Annotated in this window: 17 protein-coding genes; 3 read left to right on the top strand and 14 right to left on the bottom strand. The window is 36.3% G+C overall.

Features of this window, described 5'->3' with window-relative positions; all coding sequences use genetic code 11:
- Positions 1-31: 31 nt before the first annotated feature.
- The 3 genes from HYB91_RS06995 (at position 32) to HYB91_RS06985 (ending at position 4,282) form a co-directional block, all read left to right on the top strand.
- The gene (locus HYB91_RS06995) at positions 32-1,819 is read left to right on the top strand and encodes a phosphotransferase (RefSeq protein WP_010699206.1); all 1,788 of its coding nucleotides are present in this window, start codon (positions 32-34) and stop codon (positions 1,817-1,819) included.
- Entirely contained in the window at positions 1,819-3,387 is a 1,569-nt protein-coding gene (locus HYB91_RS06990) for a BCCT family transporter (protein ID WP_253719445.1), read from the top strand. The genes HYB91_RS06995 and HYB91_RS06990 overlap by 1 nt, the downstream gene beginning before the upstream one ends.
- Positions 3,388-3,478: 91 nt before the next feature.
- Positions 3,479-4,282 carry a zinc dependent phospholipase C family protein gene (locus HYB91_RS06985; protein WP_253719444.1) on the top strand — a complete coding sequence of 268 codons (804 nt, stop codon included), beginning with the start codon at positions 3,479-3,481 and terminating at the stop codon, positions 4,280-4,282.
- Positions 4,283-4,327: 45 nt separating this feature from the next.
- On the opposite strand, the gene HYB91_RS06980 is transcribed toward HYB91_RS06985, so the two are convergent.
- Genes HYB91_RS06980 through HYB91_RS06915 form a run of 14 tightly spaced genes read right to left on the bottom strand, consistent with a single transcriptional unit; the run spans position 4,328 to position 18,524 of the window.
- Complete coding sequence (locus HYB91_RS06980) at positions 4,328-5,452, bottom strand: tetratricopeptide repeat protein (RefSeq protein WP_002689495.1); 1,125 nt, start codon at positions 5,450-5,452, stop codon at positions 4,328-4,330.
- The gene (gene ispG, locus HYB91_RS06975) at positions 5,449-6,612 is read right to left on the bottom strand and encodes a (E)-4-hydroxy-3-methylbut-2-enyl-diphosphate synthase (RefSeq protein WP_253719443.1); all 1,164 of its coding nucleotides are present in this window, start codon (positions 6,610-6,612) and stop codon (positions 5,449-5,451) included. Before ispG ends, HYB91_RS06980 begins: the two co-directional genes overlap by 4 nt.
- Positions 6,613-6,663: 51 nt before the next feature.
- A complete protein-coding gene (gene purM, locus HYB91_RS06970; RefSeq protein WP_002677789.1) occupies positions 6,664-7,764 on the bottom strand; it encodes a phosphoribosylformylglycinamidine cyclo-ligase in 1,101 nt (366 codons plus the stop codon).
- A 38-nt stretch (positions 7,765-7,802) separates the two neighbouring features.
- Positions 7,803-9,116, bottom strand: coding sequence for a phosphoribosylamine--glycine ligase (gene purD / locus HYB91_RS06965; RefSeq protein ID WP_002677790.1), 1,314 nt, complete (start codon positions 9,114-9,116; stop codon positions 7,803-7,805).
- Positions 9,117-9,161: 45 nt separating this feature from the next.
- On the bottom strand, positions 9,162-10,046 hold the full coding sequence (locus HYB91_RS06960; RefSeq protein ID WP_002677791.1) for a DNA-methyltransferase: 885 nt from the start codon (positions 10,044-10,046) through the stop codon (positions 9,162-9,164).
- Positions 10,047-10,051: 5 nt separating this feature from the next.
- Positions 10,052-10,879 carry a type II restriction endonuclease gene (locus HYB91_RS06955; RefSeq protein WP_002677798.1) on the bottom strand — a complete coding sequence of 276 codons (828 nt, stop codon included), beginning with the start codon at positions 10,877-10,879 and terminating at the stop codon, positions 10,052-10,054.
- A 14-nt stretch (positions 10,880-10,893) separates the two neighbouring features.
- The gene (locus HYB91_RS06950) at positions 10,894-11,775 is read right to left on the bottom strand and encodes a DNA adenine methylase (protein WP_002677799.1); all 882 of its coding nucleotides are present in this window, start codon (positions 11,773-11,775) and stop codon (positions 10,894-10,896) included.
- A 55-nt stretch (positions 11,776-11,830) separates the two neighbouring features.
- The gene (locus HYB91_RS06945; RefSeq protein ID WP_002677800.1) at positions 11,831-12,523 is read right to left on the bottom strand and encodes a hypothetical protein; all 693 of its coding nucleotides are present in this window, start codon (positions 12,521-12,523) and stop codon (positions 11,831-11,833) included.
- Between the two features lie 54 nt (positions 12,524-12,577).
- On the bottom strand, positions 12,578-13,012 hold the full coding sequence (locus HYB91_RS06940) for an OsmC family protein (protein ID WP_002677801.1): 435 nt from the start codon (positions 13,010-13,012) through the stop codon (positions 12,578-12,580).
- Between the two features lie 17 nt (positions 13,013-13,029).
- Positions 13,030-14,001 carry an ABC transporter ATP-binding protein gene (locus HYB91_RS06935; protein ID WP_002677802.1) on the bottom strand — a complete coding sequence of 324 codons (972 nt, stop codon included), beginning with the start codon at positions 13,999-14,001 and terminating at the stop codon, positions 13,030-13,032.
- Positions 13,991-14,977, bottom strand: coding sequence for an ABC transporter ATP-binding protein (locus HYB91_RS06930; RefSeq protein WP_002671572.1), 987 nt, complete (start codon positions 14,975-14,977; stop codon positions 13,991-13,993). The genes HYB91_RS06935 and HYB91_RS06930 overlap by 11 nt, the downstream gene beginning before the upstream one ends.
- A gap of 52 nt (positions 14,978-15,029) precedes the next feature.
- A complete protein-coding gene (locus tag HYB91_RS06925; protein WP_002668569.1) occupies positions 15,030-16,625 on the bottom strand; it encodes an ABC transporter substrate-binding protein in 1,596 nt (531 codons plus the stop codon).
- Between the two features lie 18 nt (positions 16,626-16,643).
- Complete coding sequence (locus HYB91_RS06920) at positions 16,644-17,561, bottom strand: ABC transporter permease (RefSeq protein WP_002677805.1); 918 nt, start codon at positions 17,559-17,561, stop codon at positions 16,644-16,646.
- Between the two features lie 9 nt (positions 17,562-17,570).
- Positions 17,571-18,524, bottom strand: coding sequence for an ABC transporter permease (locus tag HYB91_RS06915; protein ID WP_002668579.1), 954 nt, complete (start codon positions 18,522-18,524; stop codon positions 17,571-17,573).
- Positions 18,525-18,554: the final 30 nt, after the last annotated feature.

Genomic DNA, 18,554 nt, shown 5'->3' with positions numbered 1-18,554 from the left:
TTTGAACGTTATTTTTGTATAATGTCAGTCTATGAAAAGAAGATATTTTCAAATTATAAAACTTATGCAAAAAGATAAGAATATCCCGCAACGAGATATTGCAAAAAAGTTAAAAATATCCTTGGCCTATGTAAATAAAATTTTATTCGATATGGAGCATGATGGGTTTTTGTATACCGAAGGTGTTCCTCCTTTTGGTAAAAAGCGGCTTAGCAAAAAAGCTTTAACAGCTTTTGAAGAGTGCAGGGTGGATAATGCAATTATTATGGCTGCCGGTTTCGGTTCGCGTTTTGTTCCCTTAACCTATGCGACACCTAAGGGCTTGTTGGAAGTTTTTGGGGAAAGGATGATTGAAAGGCAAATTGAACAGCTGAAAGCTGCCGGTATCGACGACATAACGATAGTTGTAGGCTATTTAAAGGAAACCTTTGAATATCTGATAGATAAGTACGGCGTAAAGTTTGTATATAACCCCGATTTTAAGAATAAAAACAATCTTTCCACCCTTTACCATGTAAGGGATGAGCTTAAAAGCACCTATATTCTTTCGAGCGATAATTGGCTTAGGGAAAACATGTATCATTCCCATGAGTATGATTCATGGTATTCTTCCGTTAAGGTAGCCGGAAAAACGAAGGAGTGGATATTAAAATTAGGCCTGCACGATAAAATTATGGATGTAAAAGTCGGAGGGCGAAACGGATGGGTTATGTACGGCCCCGTATATTTTTCAAAAGAATTTTCCGATAAGATACGCCCTTTGATTGAAGAAGCCTATGAAAGAGATGATACCGATGATTGGTACTGGGAAGATGTCTATATGAGGAACATAAAAGAATTAACTATGTTTGCAAACAAGCAGGGTGATCACCAAGTATATGAATTCGAATCCCTTGACGAAATTCGCCTCTTTGACTCTTCCTATCTTATTTCCTCCCATGATAAATGGCTTGAGCTTATATCGGATGTATTTAAACGTCCTGAGCACAGCATCACAAATCTAAAACCTTTAAAATTCGGAATGACAAACAAATCGTTTTTGTTTGAATTTGAAGGTGAAGAATATATTTTTAGAATACCGGGAGAGGGAACCGAGGCCCTTATAAACAGAAAGGAAGAATATGAGGTCTACAAGGCTATTTCTCCTTTAAACTTAAGCGATTCCATTATTTATTTTGATCCTGAAAAGGGGGTAAAAATTACCAAGTTTATTCCCAACTCCCATACTGCGGATGCCCGTAATCCTGAAGACTTAAAAAAATGTATGAAGGTAGCCCGCCGTCTGCATGAGTCCGGCTTAAAGGTTGCGCATTCTTTTGATCTACGTGAACGGATAAATTATTACGAAAAAATTGCAAACGAAAAAAACGGTATCTTCTATCATGACTACCACGAGGTTAGACTTTTGATGAATGAGCTTTTGGAATTAATTGAAAATACGGAAAAGCCTCATGTTTTATGTCATATAGACCTTGTTCCCGACAATTTTATAATAAACGGAAACGATGTTCATTTAATTGACTGGGAATATGCCGCTATGTGCGATCCCCTCATAGATATAGCTATGTTTGCCATATATGCTCATTATGATAATGAAGAGCTTGAGAATTTGATGTCTTTTTATTTTGAAAGGCCCGTAAAAGAAGAGGAAAGAATGCGTATCTATTGTTATGTTGCTCTTTCAGGCTTTTTATGGGCTCTTTGGACTTGCTATAAGGAGGCTTTGGGGGTAAGCTTTGGAGATTACGGCTTAAAGATGTACCGATACGCAAAGGATTATTATAAAAAGGTAAAAGTTTTTATAGGAGGAGGTAACTGATGATGAACACTGAAGATGAACTTGGTGTAAAGGAACTTGAGTTAAAGGATAAAAATGAAATTGATTGGCTTATAACCGTATTACCACTCGCAGTTATAATCTGTTTGACGGGATTGGTTCTTTTTTTTCCTGTAGAATCGATGAAGGTAGTTGATGCTCTTTGGTCTGTTTTTGTAAACAAACTGGGTTTTTTCTATATTTTACTCGGCTTGGGGCTTGTTTTTACCGCCATAGGTTTAGCCTTTTCCCGCTTCGGGACTGTAAAACTGGGGAATCTTGAAAAACCTCGATACGGAAATTTTACATGGGGGGCTATGATTTTTACCTCGACTATGGCAGCCGATATTCTTTATTGGTCGCTGATAGAGTGGGCCTATTATTTTGGTGAAAGTCCCTTCGGTCTGTCTTCTCTTTCACTGGCAGAAAGACAGGATTGGGCCGCGGCCTATCCTCTATTCCATTGGGGAATAACACCATGGGCTTTTCATATAGTGCCTGCCATAGCCTTTGCTTATATGCTCCATGTAAAGGGAAGAACAAAGCAAAAGCTGTCCGAAAGCTGCCGTCCTATTTTTGGGGACAGGATTGACGGCCCTATAGGAAAGATGATAGACGTTTTTTCGGTAATAGGTTTATTGGCAGGAACTGCTACAACATTCTCGCTTGCAACTCCTCTTTTATCCTTGGCAGTTTCTACTATTTTTGGAATACCTCAAGGAAAGATTTTGACTCTTGCCATTCTTCTTATAATAGCTGCCGTATACACGGCTGCCGTTTTATTGGGCTTAAAAGGGATTTCTCAGCTTGCAAAGATTTCGGTTGTTTCTTTTTGTGTTCTTTTAGGCCTTGTCTTTATAGCCTCGCCCAAAATCTACATAATAGAAACAAGTATAACCGGTATCGGCAAGGTTATTCAAAACTTTTTCGGCATGTCCACATGGATGGACCCATTGCGTATTTCCGGAGAAGGAGGGGCCGGCTTCCCGCAAAACTGGACAATATTTTATTGGGCTTATTGGATAGCATGGTTTGTTGCAACGCCTTTCTTTATAGGAAAGATTTCTGAAGGCCGTACAATAAAAAATACCATAATCGGCGGTCTTATCTGCGGTATAGCGGGGACTTATTGTTCTTTTATAATCCTTGGAAATTATGGGCTTCATTTACAGGCTCACGGAATATTTGATGCAGCGTCCGCAATAAAGGAAACGGATGCTTCTCAAGTCATCCTGCAAATTCTTAACACCCTTCCTTACGCAAAAATTGTTTTGGGCATTTTAATAATTACTATGATAGCCTTTTATTCCAGTACCTTTGATGCAATTACCCTTGTAATAGCTTCCTATTCTCAAAAGAATTTGGAAAAACATACCGAGCCTAAAAAAGGCTTGAGAGCCTTTTGGGCTGTAGTCTTTGTAATGCTTCCCGCAGCCTTAATCCTTGTGGGTACTAATTTAAACCAGCTTCAAAGTCTTTCGATTATAGCCGCCTTTCCTTTGGGAATTATAATAATACTGATAGTGATAAGTCTTTTTAAGGAACTAAAACATAACGGAGGGTATAGGTAACCTAATGTTTAAATAAAATTGTAAAAATATTTGCAGGATATCCGATATTATAGAATATAGAGAACTTGTATTTTATATATCGGAGGTTCTTATGCCTGATTTTTACGCACATTATATACATGGACAAAGGGTTTTTGCTCTATTATCTCCTGAAATCGTTGCCGAAATTTCAAATAAAAATTTATATAATCTCGGCTTACAGGGCCCTGATTTTTTGTATTTTCATAAACCCTTTAAAAAGAATAATAATCCTGTTTTGCAGCTTGCAAAGGATATCCATAATAAAAATTGTACCGATGTTTTTAATGCCGTATTAAATAAAATTAGAATAGAGCCTAATACGGATGAATTTTCTTACATGATGGGCTTTATAGGTCACTTCGGCTTGGATAGTTGCTGCCACCCTTATGTAAATGCTATGGTCGAGGAGATGAAAAGAGACCATGCCGAAATTGAAATGGAATTTGAAAAATTTTTATTAAAGCAGGACGGGCTCCATCCTCTTAGATACAAGGCCCATAATTATATCGATATAAGTGAAAAAGAAGCTGAAGCCGTTGCAAATATCTACAGATGTCTTCTTCCCTCTATAACAAAAGAAGATATCTTGCGTTCTTTTCGTAGTTTTAAAATGGGAAAACATTTTTTCTATGCACCTACGAAATTATCTCAAAATCTAAAACTTTCTTTAATTAAAATCTTAGGCCTTTATGATTTTTTGCAGGGGCACATTATTAGAACGGCTGACCATATTAAAAGTAAAATTACAAATAAAAAGCTTTTTTCTCTTTACAATAATTCGATAGAAATAACGGCCGAGTTGATGGAAAATTTTTATAAGAATCTTACGGAAAATAAACCTCTATTAGACAGGTTCGGCTATAATTTTGCGTGAAACTTTAGGGAACCTCTAAAAACTTCAGTTTTTTAGAGATACCCTTTATTTATTACCTTTTGCAAGTTCTTCTTTTTTATATGAGGCTTCCTGAGCATATTTTATGGAAGGAATAGATTCTGCCAGTTTTGAATAAAGATATAAAGCCTGTTCGGTATTACCGTTTTTCGAAAGAGAATCCGCAAGATTCATAAAGGCTCTCCAAAAATTTTGTTTTTCGGCCCATAATATTACATCCTGTCTTCTATTCAGTCTGTGAAGCAGGTTTGTAAATTCGGTATATTTGTAATTATAGTCGTCTTTTGAGATAAGGTCATCAAGGTTCGTTATAGTTATTATGGAAGCTAAAACAGCGGTTGCAAGAGCTCTTCTGTTTTTGCCCGCTTCTAAATATATTTCCGTTAAGTCCATGTAGGCTTTTAAGGCTATCGGATTACGGTTTCGATACAGCAAAAAGAATTTTTCGGTTGTTTTTTCCGAGCTTATTGTTTTAATCATAGCTTGAAGAGCATCGCTTTCCAAATTTGTAGTTCCGTATATAGGATCTTCGGTTAAAACAAGCAAGAGGTATTTTTCCTGTTCATCGTATTTGCGCAAAAGTTTTGATGTGTCGGCAAGTGCATAAATTATATTGAATCTTTCATCCGGGATTTCCAAAAAATTGTGAAAATTCCATGCTTCCTTATAATAGTGCATGGCCTGCTCATAATCTCCTTCTGCAAAATAAATTCGGCCTGTCAAATAATCCGTTTCAGGGAAGGCCTTGCGTTTTTCGAGCCATGACATTAATTTTGAAATAGACTTATCAAAAAATACGGGCGGATGAGTTAAAAAGATTTCATCTAAAATTTTACAGGCATCGTGGTCTTCCCTTTTATTTAAAATTGCATAGACTTCCGAAATATTGTCTCCCTCTAGTTTTACCCTTTTCGGTTTTAGGGCATTGAACATATAAGAATATTTTGCTTCCATTTGTTCTTTATGAATATCCCGTGCCTTATTTGTTAAGTGGAGGGCAAGGCCGAACTCCCCTTTTTCCATTTGAATTTTTGCCTGTTCTAAAAGATGCCAAGGCCTTTCTTTTTCGTCAATGGTTTCCAAACAAAAAAGGTTTGAGCAAAAATAAAAAATAGATAGTACGATAAAAATAATTTTTAATTGTTTTTTCATAGACTTTGAAGCTCCTCTATAAAGGCTTTATCCACTGCCTCAATTTTTTCTTCTTCGGTTAATTTTTTTAAATCCAAGCGTTTGGTAATTGCTCCGTGTTTAAATATTATAACGGAGTCTTCGGCTCCGGTAATTCCAAGGTCTGCATGTTTGCCTTCTCCGGGGCCGTTGACTACGCAGCCCATAACGGCAATGCTTATGTCCTTCTTTTCGGATAAGAGTTTTGTCTGCCATCGTTTTACAAAGGCTTGAACATCAAAGCCCTTTCTTCCGCAACGCGGGCAGGATATGAGCCTTATTCCGCCTTGCCTTTTACCGCATTCGGTTAATATTTCTCTTCCGGCTATAACTTCATTTTCGCAAGAATCGGAAAGGCTTACTCTTATGGTGCTTCCTATGTTTTGTTCCAAAAGCCGGTAAAAGGCTATTGTGCTTTTTACAATACCTTGAATAAGGGGCCCTGCTTCAGTAACTCCCAAATGAAGGGGATTATCGAATTTTTTGGCAAATATTTCGTTTGCCATAACCGTTTCCCGCACATTGGAAGCCTTCATAGAAACTACGGCATCTTTAAAATCGGCTTTTTCGAAAATTTCCAGTTCTCTTGCCGCCGCCTCGGTTAAAGCATCAGCTCTCAAAATGGAAATTTCATCATCTAAGGCCTTTTTATCGTTGCTTAAGTTTCTTTTTGAATTTGCCTCTTCTATTTTCTTTTTTAGATCGGAAGGCAGAGAGCCCGAATTGACCCCTATCCGGATAGCAGTTCCCGTATCCTTTGCCTTGCGTATAACTTCTTCAGTTTTTTCTTTTGAACCGATATTTCCGGGATTTATGCGTATTTTTGCCGTGTCCCCGTCCATGCACCGCAGGGCCAGTTTATAGTCGAAATGGATATCGGCTACGAGGGGCATCTCCGTTAATCGGGTGAGTTTGACAAATTGCTCCGCAGAATCCATGTCGGGAACTGCAAATCTCACGATATCGCAGCCCAATTGTTTCAATTCATTTAGGCTTTTTACAATAGAAAGGAGATCAGCTCCCAATAGGCTTTCTTTCCACATAGTTTGAAGCAAAATCGCTGAAGTGCCTCCGAGAGTAAGTTTTTTAACCTGTCCTTTGCCGCCTATCTGAATTGTCCGCGGTAGTTTTATCGAGTTCATATCAGTTCATTATCGGCATAAATTATTCAAAATACAAGTTTTATTATAAAATCACTCTAATATTGTTACAGGCTTTTGGGTTTGAGTGTCAGCTTTTTCCAGTTTGCCGATTATCCATGATTCTTCTCCGACAAGCTCGCGATATTTTTCGGCCATGTCGGGAGAAACTACGGCTATCATTCCGATACCCATATTGAAGACTCTGTACATTTCGTCCCCGCTTGCACCGGTTAATTTTTGGATCAGGGGATAAAGAGGCGGTACGGGCCACGAGCCTTTTTTTACCTTGATGACGAGACCTGCAGGAATAACGCGCGGAATGTTTTCGATAAAACCTCCGCCTGTGATGTGGGCTAGGGCTTTTACAATTTCGGGATGCTCCTGCAAAATAGGATAGATTGCATTAAGATAGGAGCGATGCGGTTTTAATAGAACCTCATGTAATGGTGCTTTTAATTCGGGGTAGACGGTATTAAGGTCTACGCCTTTAAAGGCTGTTCTAATCAATGAATATCCGTTTGTATGGGGACTGTCGGATGCAAGGCCTATCAGGAGGTCTCCCTCTTTTATGTTTTTCTTGGGAAGAATTTTTTCTTCATCGACAGCTCCGACAATGGTTCCGGCTATGTCGAATTCTCCTTCCATATAAACGCCGGGCATTTCCGCCGTTTCGCCTCCGATGAGGGCACAGCCCGATTCTTTACAAGCCTTTGCCATGCCTCCTACTATGTCGGCAATCATTTGCGGGTCCAACTTTGAGCTTGCAACATAGTCCAAAAAGAAAAGGGGCTTGGCTCCTTGAACGAGGATGTCGTCAATGCAGTGATTTACTATGTCTTGGCCTATTGTTGTGTATCTACCGGCTTCGGCTGCTATTTTTACCTTTGTTCCGACCCCGTCCGTAGAACCTACAAGAACGGGCTTTTTCATTTTAAAAAGCTCTTCGGTGCCGAAAAGACCTCCGAAGGTGCCTACATCCGAAAGAACGGATTTATTAAATGTTGATTTAACCGCTGCACTCATTAAGCGGACGGCCTCATTTCCTGCATCAATGTTCACGCCTGATGCGCTGTATACCGAACTCTTATCTTTTGATAGTTCTTCGCTCTTGCCCTTTGGCTGCTCTTGGTTTTTATTTTTCATTTCGTTCATTTTATTTCTTCCTTATTATTTTATATTTAAATAAATATTTATTTAAGTTTGTTTAGATGTTCCAGTCCGCGTTTTGCAATGTCCTTTCTGTACTGCACTCCGGGAAAATGTATGGTTTTTATTTTTGCATAGATATTATCCATAGCTTTTTGTAAGCTCTTATCATTTGAGCTTATACAAAGAACCCTTCCGCCCGATGCAAATATTTTGGAGTCTTTAAGGACTGTGCCTGCATGTATTACGCTTACCTCAGGGCTGCCTTCCAATTCCGAAGCGGATAATTCTACCGGTTTTGATGAGGAAAGAGGATAGCCTTTACTTGCAAGCACTACGGTTGCCGCATAGCCTTTTTTCCATTTAGGCATAGCTTTGTCGAGGCTTCCTTCTGCGCAAGAGCTCATGGTTAGAGCTAGGTCTCCGTCAAAAAGCTGCATTAAGACTTGGGTTTCGGGATCTCCGAAGCGGCAGTTATATTCAAGCACTTTGGGTGTAAAGCCCTCATCATTCTTTGTGAGCATGAGGCCTGCATAGAGAACCCCGATGTAGGGCGTGCCTCTTTTTTTCATTTCTTTTACAATTGGAAGAATCGTAAGAGCCGCATATTTTTCGGCTTCTTCGTATGAGCAAATCGGAGTAGGGGCATAGGCTCCCATGCCGCCGGTGTTGGGGCCTTCATCATTGTCTTTAAGACGCTTGTGATCTTGCGAGGGCGGCATTACGGCTATTTTTTCTCCGTCCGAAAAAGCAAGGATGGAAACCTCTTCTCCTTCAAGGCGTTCTTCTATAACAACCTTGTCGCCTGAGGCTCCGAATTGTTTTTCGATCATTATATTTTTAAGTTCGGCTATGCCTTCTTCTTTTGAGTCAGGCAGGATAACACCTTTTCCTGCCGCAAGGCCGTCAGCCTTTATTACAAAGGGGTAGTCCAAGCCTTCAATATATTTTTTTGCTTTTTGAAAATCTGTGAAAGAAGAATATCTTGCCGTTGGAATGGAAAGAAGGCTCATCATCTCTTTGGAAAAATCTTTGGAGGCTTCCAATCGGGCACAAGCCTTTGACGGCCCGAAAAATGCTATTTTTTTGTTTTGCGCTTTTGCTTTTTCTTTTATCAGGTCTTCTAGGCCTAAACACAGAGGAACCTCGGGGCCTGCAATTACAAGGTCTATTGAGGCAGAAAGAGCAAAATCGGCAAGTTCTTCGATATTGTCAGCCTTTATGGGAACGTTTTCGCCCAAAAGAGCTGTGCCTCCGTTTCCGGGCGCTATAAAAAGTTTACCGAGAGAAGGTGATTCTTTTAGCTTTAAAGCTATTGCATGTTCCCTTCCGCCTGATCCGACAAGCAGTATGTTCATCTTTTCCTCCAAAATAAGGTACTGATGTTTTGAGTTTTAAGTATATCAAAATAAGATAGGTAAATCAATACCGTAATACGGTTCTTTATTTTGGATTTCTATGATGTCTTGTATAGGTTTGTTTGAGTATTTGTAAATCCTCTTTTTATATTCCTCTCTGATTTGAGGGGCATCAATTTCTTCTCTTCTTTTTTTTGAAAGTTCTAAAAATTCTATTTCTTTATCTATTCCTAAAAACCGCCTATCCAATAGGCTTGATGCAATTCCTGTCGTGCTTGCCCCTGTAAACGGATCTAAAATCCATGCAGCAGGAGTTGTCGATGCAAGAATTATTCTTGCTAATAAAGGAAGAGGTTTTTGTGTGGGGTGTTTGCCGCATGATTTCTCCCATTTTGCTATGGCTGGTAGGCTCCATAAATCCCTCATTTGTGTTCCGCCGTTTATTTGCTTCATAAGCTCATAATTATAAAAATGAGTAATTTTTTTATTTTTTCTTGCCCAAAGAATAAATTCTGTAGAATGGGTAAAGAATTTGCAAGAGAGGTTGGGCGGAGGGTTTGTCTTTGCCCATGTAACACAATTTAATATCCTAAAATTTAATTCTGTAAGTACTTGTGCGGCAGAAAAAATATTATGATATGTACCCGAAATCCAAATTGTACCGTTTTCTTTTAATTTTTCCCTGCAAATACTTATCCATTTATAATTGAATTCATTGTCTTTGAAAAATCCTTGTGATTTATCCCAAAGTCCTTTATTTACACTGACTTGTTTTCCGCTTTGGACAGAGATGCCGTCATTGGATAAAAAATAAGGGGGATCGGCAAAAATCATGTCAAACTGAAAATCTAAGTTTTTCAGCAGTTCTATACAGTCTCCATGTAGAAGATTAAAATCATGATTCTTTGATTTATAAAAGGCTTTTAACATTATATTTACATTTCACTTTTTAGTTTTTGTATAAAATTCTTAATATTTGCAAGATTATAAATACTTGGAATAATTGAATATGCTTCTTCCAATTTATTTTTTGCAGAGAGCCAGCCTGTTCCATCAGTGATCCAAACAAATTCATAATTTGGATATTTATTTATTTTCGGTGCAATATCTGAATAAGCCCTTGCTACTTCGTTTAATTTAGAACCGCCTACATTATAAAAATTTGTTTCAATAAGATATGTCTTTTTCTTTGTTGAAACGGCAAAGTCAAATCTTTTTAAATCTTGGCCAAGGCTTTTAATATCATCAAATTCAGAACTGTTTACTTCTCTCTTAAAAGTTATCCCCGATTTTATAAAAGTTTGAGCAACCAAATTTGCCATATTATCTCCGCCTCTGTTTTTTCTTGCATTTGTATCAAGACCTACTTCAATTCCGAAGACATAGTCAACGAGGTTTGTGATGGATTTATTTTTTAGAATATCGGCTAATCCTGTTTTTTCGATATATTCAATTATATTTTGAAGTGATGTAAAATAAGTTTTTAAAAAGACAGTTTTTCCGTCATCATTTAAAACTTTTTTATTATCATTATCTCTGACGGCAATGAGTATGCCGAGTACTTCAAATGCTGCAGGATTTTCATTATATACTTCTTCTATTGCTTTTGGCAGGTCGGTTTTGCCTATTAAGTAATTTAATTGGTTTAATTTTATTTCTATTTTTGCAGTATTTTTCCTTACTTTAGAAAAGTCGGTAAAATAATTTAAGCTTGCATTGGTCTCGCTTAAAGTATCTAAGAATTTTTTGAAATCTTTTATCATTTTATTTTCTCCACTTAAAAGTTATAAATTAAAAGCTCATTAATGTCTCCTCGTTTTGAGGCTCTGCTATTTATCATTCTTTTTGCTGCGATACGATCTATCTTATACATTTTATATAAATCGTCAAAAAAATTATCGTCAATATTGTTATTTTTAGGATCAGAGTTGCTTATAACAGCCTTTGCTCCTTTTTTTGTTATTGAATCAACAAAGTCTTTAAGCTTTTGTTGTTCTTGATCGGTAAAACCGAATTCCGAATATGCTGTAAAAAAAGAGGTCTTCGAAATAGGACGGTATGGCGGGTCCAAATAAACGAATGTTTTTGAATCAATAAAATCCAAGACTGAAAAAAAATCCGCACAACTGATTTGTACATTTTGTAATAATTGAGAGCATAATCTTATATTTTTTTTATCACAGATTGGGGGCCATTTGTATGAGCCCATAGGAACATTGAAAAGTCCTTTTGAATTAACTCTGTATAAACCATTAAAGCAGGTTTTATTTAGAAAAATGAATAAGGCTGCTTTTTCTATATTTTTTCCGGTATCAAGTTGTAATGTATTAAATTTTTCTCGTTGTTTAAGGTAAAATGATTTTCGCTCTGACGCTTCTGCATTCCAAAAAAAATATTGAAGTTCTGAAAGTTGTTGTATTATATGTTCAGGTTCTTTTTGAATTTGTTTATAAGTATTTATAAGGTCTTTATTTATATCGTTTACAAGTACTTCTTTAGGTGTAAAATTAGCCAAAACATCTAAAAGTACCGCTCCGCCTCCCAAAAACGGCTCACAATATTTTTCGATAGTTTTAGGATATTTTGTGCGAATCTTCTCTAGTAGCTGAGTTTTCCCTCCGGCCCATTTGACAAAAGGTTTTACCGTTAAGTAATTCATCCGTTGATTCTACCACAATCTTAAATAATTTTCTACCAATCAACTAATCTTAAATTTAATCCTTATCAAAAATATCCTTTACGGTTTCTTTTTCTGCCTTTGCTTTTGCTTCTTCGTAGTCGCCGCCTTTAAAAATAAATAAAATAGTACCTAGGTCAAAACCTATGTCGCAAAAGAAAAAGGGTTTATTGTCGGTATATCTGAATCCTGTCCTTGCACTTAAAAGTTTTGATTTTAAGGGATATTTTCTTCCGGCAAAGGGATATATTTCTTTTATAATTGCAAACTCCAAGCCTGCATTTATTTGAAACCGTGAGATTATGACAGGATCGACAGCATGAATACCTGTAAAAAGATTCAGTTCAAAAGTGTCGGATATGGAATTTAAGGTATTGAAGCTTAATTCTGCATTTATAAAAGACATAATAAAGAGTCCGTGTTTTAAAAAAAACGATCTTTGAGCGGATTCTTCGTTGATGTTTTCTATTTCTTTATTGCCGCCTTTTATATCCATATAAAAAGGACTTAAAGATAAATTAAACCCCGAATCCAAGTCTTTAAAATAAAACTTAAAGGCAGAAATATTTAAGTCCCATGCAGCCTTAGGTTTTTGTGCTTGGAATATACCTCCAAATTTTACATCTCCCAAGGACCAATAAGAATTGAGGTCAAATCCGTAAGCGGAGAGGGCTAGGCTTAAAAATAAAACAAAGCTTATTTTTTTTATATAATTTTTAAATAGAATCATTTTTATGCCTCCAAATATAATTTATTATAGGACGCTTTTAAAAACTTCAATTGTTTAGAGATGCCCTATTATAATTTCACTTGTACATGGTACTTGATTGATAATAGTATTTCTTACAGGACAACGAAGTTCAATATATTCTATAAATTTTTTGATCTCTTCTTCCGTATTATCTGAGAACACGGTAATTTTAGTATGAATGCTTTTAAAAATCAAGGGGAGGCAATTATCTACCTTTTCCAGTGCTCCTATATCCCCTTCCATTTCAAAAACTATATCTTTAAGATTAATACCAAATTGTTCGGCAAAAATCCAAGCATTTATACATTTGCATGCTCCAAGGGCTGATAAAAGTGCTTCAACAGGATTCATGGCCAAGTCCGTTCCTCCTGCTTTTAAGGGTTCATCCAGCAGCATAGTATGATTGCCGGATTCGCATTTCATTCTGAATTTTTCTTCTCTTTTTACCTTCGCTCTAAAAGTTGACATAAAACCTCCATAAATATTTAATCGGGATAAAAACAGGCACATAAATGATCACTGGCCAGCGTTTTTAATTCCGGAATTTCTTCTCTACACCTTTGAGTAGCTTTTGGACATCGTGTATTAAAACAACATCCTTTTGGCGGATCATAGGGGTTAGGAATATCCCCTTTTAAAATAATTCTATTTTTTCTAGCTTCTGTACTTGCTATGGGAACGGCAGATAAAAGAGCTTTAGTATATGGATGAAAAGCATTTTTAAATAACTCGTCCCGTTCTGCCAATTCAATTACATTCCCAAGATACATAACTGCTATTCTATCACTGATATGATTTACTACACTTAAATCATGAGATATAAAAATATATGTAAGCCCCTTTTCTTCTTTAAGTTTTTTCATTAAATTTAAAACCTGAGCTCTTACCGACACATCAAGTGCCGAAACAGGTTCGTCACAAATCACCAGTTCCGGATTCATTATTAAAGAGCGGGCTATTACAATCCTTTGTCTCTGACCTCCCGAAAATTCATGGGGGAATCGGTTTAAATATTGTGCTCTAAGGCCTACTTCTTCGAGCATTTCTATAACTTTATTTTGCCTATATTTTTTATCTCCCTCTTTAAAAACATTTAAGGGAGCTGTAACAATATCACCGACAGTCATTCGCGGATTTAAAGAGCTGTATACATCTTGAAATATAATTTGCATTTTTTTTCTGAGCTCAAACATCTGTTTATTATTATATTTTAGAATGTCATCGCCTTTATATAATATTTTTCCGCTTGTTGCAGGTAATAGACGGAGTATAGTTCTGCCTAGTGTACTTTTTCCGCAGCCTGATTCTCCAACCAAGCCAAGAACCTCTTTAGGTTTAACTTTGATATTTACATTGTTTACGGCCTTTACCGATTTAGGGTTCCAATTAAAAAGGCTTTTTGATTCAGAGAAATGCTTGCTTAAATTTATTGTTTCCAGTAGGTACTCAGAGCTCATTTTTATCCTCTTTTAAATTACTGTATAAAAAACATTTTACCCAACCATCTTCAAGATTATATTCTTTCGGCTCGCTGTTTTTACAGATGTCCATTCTATTTTTACATCTCGGATAAAATCTGCAACCCTTAGGCATATTCCCCGGAGTAGGTACAATTCCTTCAATTGAAGGTAAAAAATCAATATGCTTGTCTACGGGAGGTACTGATTTTAGCAATCCCATGGTATAGGGATGCTTTGGGGAGTTAAAAATTTTTTCTACAGTATTATACTCAACCGCATGGCCTGCATACAACACGAGCACCTTATCGGCCATTTCTGCTACAACACCAAGGTCATGTGTAATAAAAACAATGGCAGTTCCTCTTTCTTTTCTTAATGTCCTCATCAAATCAAGTATCTGAGCTTGTATAGTAACATCTAAGGCTGTAGTCGGTTCATCTGCAATCAAAAGTTTTGGCTGACAGGCTAAGGCCATGGCAATCATTACCCTCTGGCGCATACCTCCGGACAATTGATGCGGATATTCATCTAATCTTTTTTCCGGATTTGGAATCCCCACATCTTTTAATATATTAAGAGCTTCAGCTCTGGCTGCCTTTCTTTTCATCCCCTTATGTATAATATATGGCTCAATTAGCTGTGATGCAACTGTTTTAGTTGGGTTTAAGGAGGACATAGGATCTTGAAAAATCATGGAAATATTATTCCCTCGAATTTCGCACATTTCATCTTCGGTAAGATTTGTGAGTTCTTGCCCATCCATGATAATATGTCCTCCGGAGATTTCCCCGTTGATTGATAATAATTGTAAGATTGACATTGCAATAGTGCTTTTACCGCATCCGGATTCCCCAACAACACAAAGAATCTCTCCATTTTGAACATCAAACGAGACTCTATCAACAATTGTAGTATATCCTTCTTTTCCTGCAAATCTTACAGTTAATTCTTTTACGGATAAAAGTTTTGGCATTTGTTTCCTTTTGTTGAAGTAACAGACTTTTTAAGTCTGTTACTTCATAATATTATTTTACTTTCCACGTCCAAATTTTCCAGTTAAGATTGGAAAAGTCTTCAATGATAACATTATCCAGTTTTGGATTATAACCTACCAGACTATTTTTTGTAAACAAATAAGCAATAGCGGACTCATCTTTAACAGCTTCTTGATACTTATCGAAAATAATCTTTCTTTCATTAAAATCAAGCTTATCATTTCCTTCATCAATTAAATCGCTGAGCCTTGTGTCCTTAATATGTGAAAAGTTTACTGCACTATCTGTCGCAATCATTTCTCGGCTTTCTCCAGGGTCCATTGATCCTCCGGATCCTATTGTTCCAAAATCATGACTGCCTTTTCTCATGTCAGCCATTAATTTTGAAAAGTCCGCTTGAATGATTTCTACTTTTAAACCAATTGCTTCTAAGTCCTGAATAATTAAAGCCGCTAACCGCTGATTATCTCCTCCCGCTGAAGTATAGAATTTTAATGTTGTATCAAACGGAAAATTCTCTTGGATCAAAATTTGCTTTGCTTTTTCTTTATCAAACCAAATACTTACCTTTTCGTTGTAATATGGACTAAGAGGTGAAATAGGCGTTACAATCGGTACAGCTTGTCCCTGATAAAGAGAATTTACATATATTCCCCTATTTAGAGCCATATTTATTGCTTGTCGTACCGGTTTTGTCATATATGGTTTTTGGGTGTTGATAATGAGCATAGTATAATTTGTTGTGGGAACCGAAGTTGTGTTGATATTTTTATCTTCTACAGCGGCACTCCAATCTTGTAATGGGATAGAGCCCAATACGTTTATGTCTATATCTTTACTCATTAAGTTAGCCAATAAACTTGTAGTATCTACAACTCTTATAACTAAACGTTCAATATCGGGTGCTCCTTGGAAATAGTTTTCGTTTCTGACCAACTCCATTCTTTCACCGCTAATTTCACTTTCATATTTAAAGGGGCCTGTGCCTATTGCTTTTGCCCATAATTCAGGTGCATTTATTTCTTGTGGAGTTTTTCCTTCAAAAATATGTTTTGGAATAATAAACACCGTGTCTAAATCATTCATGAAACTTCCGAAATACATAGGCTTTTTAAATTCAAATGTAACTTCGTAATCACTGTTTGCAAATACTGCTATGGATTTATCTGAAATCTGAACGCCTGATGAATCAACACCCTTGATATATTGCAAATGATATCGGCTCAGTGCATCTACTTCGGGGTTAGAATACATTTGGAAACTAAAAACAACATCCGCAGCCGTAAATGGTTTTCCATCGTGCCACTTTACGTTTTCTTGTAGTTTAAACGTGATTGCAGAACTGTCTGCATTCAAACTCCAACTTTTTGCTAATCGAGGTTCATAATCTCCGTTTGCCTTTGACATAAACAGTCTATCATAGATTTGATCATAAACAAATCTGCTGTAATTGCTGTTTGTATTAAGCGGCATCATTGAATCCCATGGCTTTGCAATAGCTACCGAAACAATTTTTTTTGTTTGTACATTTGTAGTTTCAGAGTTTCCGCATGCCGATAGGATAATTGCTATTATGAATAACATAGTACTCATAATCCATCTCATTTTCTTGATTTCTTTTTTCATTTTGAAACCTTCCTTATTTTATTTTACTTGGATCTTTAAACGCGGATCCAGAGCGTCCCTAATTCCATCTCCAAAGAAATTGATACTTAGTACTGTAAGTACAATGCACAAGCCGGGAGGAAGCCATACCCAGTAATATCTGGATAGGACGGTAATAGATTGTGCATCATACAGCATATTACCCCAACTTGCTTTTGGCGGTTGAACACCCATTCCAAGGAAACTTAAAGCTGACTCACTTAAAATTGCTCTTGCAACATTAAATGTAACGGTTATTAAAATTGGGGGAAAAGCATTTGGTAAAATATATTTTAAAATAATTGAAAAATTTGAAGTACCTATTGATTTTGCAGCTTCAATATATTCCTTTTCCTTTATACTCAGTACATTTGCATATATTAATCGAGCAAATACAGTCCATTGCAAAACACCCAATACAATGGTAACAGACCATATTGACGGTCCTATTACGGAAACTAATACTAAAATTAAAATTATTGAAGGAAAGGATAAAAATATATCTCCCAATCTCATGATAAATACTTCCCAGATTTTTTTATAATAGCCCGCAATTAATCCTAAAGGAACTCCTATGCTAAGGGATATGAAGGTCGATATAACTCCGACCATCAATGATGTACGGCCCCCGTATATTAATCTTGCAAACAAATCCCTGCCTATGGCATCGGTACCAAGAATATGTGAACGAGTTGGTGCAGAATTAAATGCCGCCGGATCTGATGTATACGGATCTAAATTTAAAATAAAAGGTAAAATAATTACTAAAAACGATAGAAGTAAAAAAAATATTAACCCAGCCATTGCTAATTTATTATTTAATAATTTTTCTACAACTTCATTAAAATAAGTGTTCTTTTTTTCTTCAGATACATTTTCTGAAAAATATGTTTTGTCTTCTGTCATATTGTTTTCCATAATATACACCTACTTATATGAAATTCTAGGATCGACTAATCCATAAGCTAAATCCGTTATTAAATTCGCAATTAATACGGCAATAGATATATTTACTGTAATACCCATAATTACAGGATAGTCTTTAGCATTAATAGCTTGAACCATTAAAGTTCCTATTCCCGGCCATCCAAAAACTTGTTCTGTAACTACTGCACCTCCCACTAATGAAGGAATTGACATTCCTACTACCGTTATAATGGGTATAAGAGAATTTTTAAGTGCATGTGTATAATAAACCTGATTTCTTTTTAGACCTTTTGCTCTTGCTGTAGTGATATAGTCTTCTTGTAAAACTTCAAGCATACTGCCCCGCATATAACGCATCCAGCTACCTATTTGTTGGAATGACAGAACCAAGGTAGGCAAAATCATATGTTTGAGTAACATAAGAGTTGTTTTCTTTCCGCTTGCATCAAACAAACCTCCCGAAGGAAGGAGTTTTAATTTAATTGCACAAAAATATATTAATATTAACCCCATAAAAAAATTAGGTGTAGCTACTAGAATAAATGAAAATGCACTGCTGGCGTGGTCTCTAAAGCTATTAGGTTTAGATGCAGAGAATATTCCTAATGGAATGGAAATCAATAAGGAGAGAATCAGCGAAGAACCTGCCAATAAAGCTGTAATACCCATTCTTTCAAAAATCATTTGAGTTACAGGCCTTTGTGATTGAAACGAAAATCCAAGATCCATGTTAAAAAAATTCTTTAACCATATAAAATACTGAATGATTATTGGTTGATCCAGCCCAAGGGAATTTCTTTTTCTTTCAAGCTCCATTACCGTTATTCTTGGATCTGCCAAGTATGCATCAAGCGGACTTCCGGCCATAGAAAGAATTAAATATGTAAAAAAAGTTATCCCCAAAAAAGTGGGGATGGCTATGAGTAATCTTTTAATTACATATTTTAGTTTCATATTTTACCTTCTATAAATAAAAAGATCTAA

It is taken from the genome of Treponema sp. B152, assembly GCF_024181665.1.
In the GTDB taxonomy this organism is placed as follows: domain Bacteria; phylum Spirochaetota; class Spirochaetia; order Treponematales; family Treponemataceae; genus Treponema_B; species Treponema_B denticola.
This window is presented reverse-complemented; position numbering and strand designations above follow the sequence as displayed.